The 3,801-nt window shown below is 57.1% G+C and carries 4 protein-coding genes; 2 read left to right on the top strand and 2 right to left on the bottom strand.

The window, feature by feature from the left end:
• The first annotated feature begins 221 nt into the window (after nucleotides 1–221).
• Entirely contained in the window at nucleotides 222–1,502 is a 1,281-nt protein-coding gene (locus tag V7Z75_RS14120; RefSeq protein ID WP_334109283.1) for a tyrosine-type recombinase/integrase, read from the top strand.
• A gap of 83 nt (nucleotides 1,503–1,585) precedes the next feature.
• Here the strand turns inward: V7Z75_RS14120 and V7Z75_RS14115 are convergent, their stop codons facing one another.
• Complete coding sequence (locus V7Z75_RS14115; protein ID WP_334109282.1) at nucleotides 1,586–2,233, bottom strand: substrate-binding domain-containing protein; 648 nt, start codon at nucleotides 2,231–2,233, stop codon at nucleotides 1,586–1,588.
• Nucleotides 2,234–2,338: 105 nt separating this feature from the next.
• On the opposite strand from V7Z75_RS14115, the gene V7Z75_RS14110 reads away from it, so the two are divergent.
• Nucleotides 2,339–2,632: a helix-turn-helix domain-containing protein gene (locus V7Z75_RS14110; protein ID WP_334109281.1), complete on the top strand. Its 294-nt coding sequence runs from the start codon at nucleotides 2,339–2,341 to the stop codon at nucleotides 2,630–2,632.
• 24 nt (nucleotides 2,633–2,656) lie between these two features.
• Here V7Z75_RS14110 and V7Z75_RS14105 read toward each other — a convergent pair whose 3' ends face one another.
• Entirely contained in the window at nucleotides 2,657–3,547 is an 891-nt protein-coding gene (locus tag V7Z75_RS14105) for a LysR family transcriptional regulator (RefSeq protein ID WP_334109279.1), read from the bottom strand.
• Between the last annotated feature and the right edge of the window lie 254 nt (nucleotides 3,548–3,801).

Genomic DNA, 3,801 nt, shown 5'->3' with positions numbered 1-3,801 from the left:
TCTGCGTATGGAAGTCCGGTATTGAGGAGCCAGGCATGAACGTGCTGATGATCGATAACTACGATTGAGGTCCAGTGGCTTCCATCAACCTCCACGGAGCAAATATAAGTCCATGTTTTTAAAGGGTTGGTAGTCCATCGAGCGATTCTGAAAGCTGGACAAATCCAGTGCTAATGTGTGTAATGGAGTGTGTAACGGGCCAAATTGGAGGCGTTATACACATGGCACTCACAGCACTCAATCTTCTCTCGGCGCGCAAAGTGGAAACGGCGCAGCCCAGGCCCAAGGTGTACCAACTCCGGGACGGAGGCAGCCTCTTTTTGCGCGTTCAGCCCAACGGCTCCAAGCTCTGGTGGTACCGCTACCGGCTAGGCGGCGCTGAACAGGTGTACTCAATCGGGGTGTACCCAAAGATCACGCTGGAGGCGGCCCGTGCGGAACGGGACCGAGCAAAGGCGTTGGTCAAGAATGGCCTCGACCCCATCGTGGAAAAAAAGGCGGCGATCGCCCTCCAGGCCGACACATACGAACGCACGTTCGAGACCGTTGCTCGGGAGTGGATCGTCAGCAATGCCCACTGGAGCGAGTACTACACCAACCAGGTCACCAGCTACCTTGAGAAGGATGTTTTCCCCCGGATTGGCAAGTTGCCGATCAGCAGCATCAGGGCTCCGCATCTGCGGCCCATTATCAAGGAAGTGGCGACTCGTGGTGCGAAGACTGTGGCGATCCTCATTCGCCAGTGGTGTGGGCAAATCTTCAGTTATGCGGCTGCCCAAGGTCTCTGCGAATTCGATCCTGCCGCCTTGCTCAAGGGACTGGTCAAGCGCCCTCAGGTCCGCCACAACCCTCCGTTGACATGGGCAGAGATCCCGGACTTTCTCAATCGGGTGGATAACGAAGGGGGTTATCAGACGACAGTCCTCGCCCTCAAGCTGATGGCCTTGACCTACGTGCGCACCGTAGAACTGCGCAAGGCCTCCTGGGAAGAGTTCGACCTGGACAACGCCATGTGGTCGATTCCGTCCGAGCGTATGAAGATGCGACGCCCCCATCTGGTTCCCCTGTCACGGCAGGCGGTGGCCGCTCTTAGAGAACTACATGCTCTAACTGGCGGCGGCAAAGTATTGTTCCCGAGCTACAGGAAGCCGGGACAAGTGATGTCGGCAACGACGCTCAATCAAGCACTCAAGCGCATGGGTTATGGCGGGCGGTTTTCGTCCCATGGCTTCCGTTCGACCGCCACAACGATCCTTGGGTTGCTTGGGTATCCCGAAAAGCGGGTCGATCTCCAACTCGCACACTCGAAGAAGAACAAGGACTCCTCGCGCGCTCCATACGACCACACGAAGTTCGTGGAATCGCGCAAGGTGATCATGCAGGACTGGGCCGACATCCTCGACGCATTGAAGTCGGGGAAAAGCGTTGAAGAGGTCACGAGGGCATTTGGCCCCATGTCGAAGCGCAGAACGGCTTTGCTTCGGGTTATCGAGCGCGAATGATGTCTGCTGTTTGGCGAGTGGAATGCCTACTGGAGGTGCAGCATCTTGAACTGCAGATGCAGTACGAGGACATTGGCACTCGATTAGGTTAGAGCATTCTTGGCGACCTGCAGTGCTCTGCGCGCGAATCCTTCAGAAACAATCCCGGCCTGTCCGCAAGGCCGCTGCAGGTGGGTCACGATTTCGTAGGGCCCGTCGGACAGTGCCCGCGCGCGGAGGCCCCAATCGTGTGCATGTTCGATGCGTGATTGCGCGGATACGCCCACGCCGTAGCCGGCAGCGACCCATAGCGCGATCATCTCGAAGGAAGCAACGCGCTGTATGCTCTGTTGATTCGTTGCAGGAAGAGAAGACAGCCGCTGATCCAGCAAGGGGCATCTCTCTGCAGGCCATCGAAACACCGAGTAGGCCAAAAGTTCCGCGATCGTGAGTTTCGTCTGGTTGAGCAAGGGAAACCGCAGTGGCATGGCAACGGCCATGTTCTCGGTCCATAGAGGTTGGCTTTTCAGCACCGGATCCCTCAATCCTTCAAGCGACATGCCCGCGTCGTAGCGGCCTTCCCTAATGCCCTTAACCAAGTCGTCGCCTGAGACCTCATGAAATGAAATGGTGACTTCCGGCTCCTCCGCACGCTGCAATGCAAGCAATGCTGAGAGATGCGACGTCGGTACGCCAGGCGCTATGGCAAGCCTAAGACCGGAAAAGGGAAACTGGCTGGTGGCGTCCTGCATGAGAGCCCCCAAGAGGGAATATGGCAAAAGGCGAGCCGACATGATAGTCAATACACGTTAAGTTTAACGTGGTTAAATTCTCTCGACTGCCCGACGCTTCTGCTAATGCAGAAGCGTACCGTTCAACGAGGCCGTCCCTCGGGCACAACCACATTTGAAGCCGAGCCAGCTCTGGCTTTCGGAAAAGCCGTGCGCACTGCACGCGTAGAGCAAGGGATTGCTCAGGAAGAACTGGGAGCTATGGCCGGCATCGCGCGCTCTCACATGGGCAAGATCGAGCGTGGAGAACATATGCCCACGCTGGCCCTGATTCTGAAAATCTCCGTTGCGCTCAGGATCAGTGCCGCCGAACTGATGGCTGCGACTGAACGCAATCTTCATGCCGACACCGAGGCGTGAGGTAACCGGCTAAGGATGGCTTCGTCAGCTACCTGAAGGGTCGCGCAGGCGATCGATAAATCGCTCCAGCGAGGCCGACAAATCGCTGTTGTCAGGCCGAAGCAGATAGGTGGTCATCACGGCTGAATCCAACGCCAAGGGACGGATCACCACGTCTGGCCGTTGGCTCACCGGAATCTTGGTCGCCGTCATGAAGCCGACACCATAGCCTGCACCGACCAAGGTGAGCATCATGTCCAGCGAGGACACCTCTTCGACGACGTTCAACTTGTGCTCCAGCGTCTGTAGGAGCCGAGCCAGTTCTCGGCAGTAGCCCTCGCACACATGCGGGTCGCACAAAACAAGTGGATGGCCCCTGATCTCATGGAGCGGAACTTCCTTGTAGGCGAGCAGTGCATGCCGGGCCGGCACCGCGATCACCAGCGGGTCTCGCCAGATGGGTTCGGCGACAACGCCATCACCGACGTCAGCCGTATGAGCGAACCCGATCATGAAGTCGCCCGAGCGCAGCCCGCGCAACTGCTCGGCCAAAGGCACTTCGGACAAACGTATCTCGATCTCGGGCTCTTCTGCACGGCAACGGGCAAGAAACGCTGATAGCCGTGGATCGATCGCTCCGTCGGACACCGCAATGCGCAGGCTGCCGCGCAAGCCGGCAGCAACAGCCTTGGCGTTCTCCCGTGCCTGCTCCAGGATGGTGAATAGTCGTCGAGTATCTTGCAAGAATGCCAAACCGGCTGCGGTCAACTGGGTTCCTCGGCGGTCTCGATCGAAAAGCACAACCCCCAGTTCTTCCTCCAGTTCTTTTATTGCCCGGGACAATGGCGGCTGTTCGATATGAAGACGCTCGGCAGCTCGCGTGAAATGCAACTCCTCGGCCAACACGACAAAATAGCGAAGGTGTCGCAATTCCATGAGCTGTGCTCCTATTCCTTTTACAGGAATTCTTTGTGTGCTGTTCCCATCAGCCATGCCTCTGGAGGAAACAAGGAAATGCAGCTTCCATTTACGTTACCGAATGGGCAAGTACTCGCCGTTGGACACGTTCCAGATTGAGGCCACGTTCAAGCAGCAGGGCAATCGCACCGACTTCGCATAAGCCAACGCAATAACTCGTTAACTTTCATGACCTTGCGAGACCCCTGTTCACATTGTCATAAATTGTGTAG

The organism is Methylobacillus sp. (assembly GCF_036844465.1).
In the GTDB taxonomy this organism is placed as follows: domain Bacteria; phylum Pseudomonadota; class Gammaproteobacteria; order Burkholderiales; family Methylophilaceae; genus Methylobacillus.
Note: the sequence above shows the minus strand (reverse complement) of the source record. Positions and strands in the feature narration are given on the sequence as shown.

Excerpts from the sequence above, each read along its gene's own strand:
- V7Z75_RS14120 (WP_334109283.1), top strand. The coding sequence starts at position 222 with ATGGCACTCACAGCACTCAATCTTCTCTCGGCGCGCAAAGTGGAAACG.
- V7Z75_RS14115 (WP_334109282.1), bottom strand. The coding sequence starts at position 2,233 with ATGCAGGACGCCACCAGCCAGTTTCCCTTTTCCGGTCTTAGGCTTGCC.
- V7Z75_RS14110 (WP_334109281.1), top strand. The coding sequence starts at position 2,339 with ATGCAGAAGCGTACCGTTCAACGAGGCCGTCCCTCGGGCACAACCACA.
- V7Z75_RS14105 (WP_334109279.1), bottom strand. The coding sequence starts at position 3,547 with ATGGAATTGCGACACCTTCGCTATTTTGTCGTGTTGGCCGAGGAGTTG.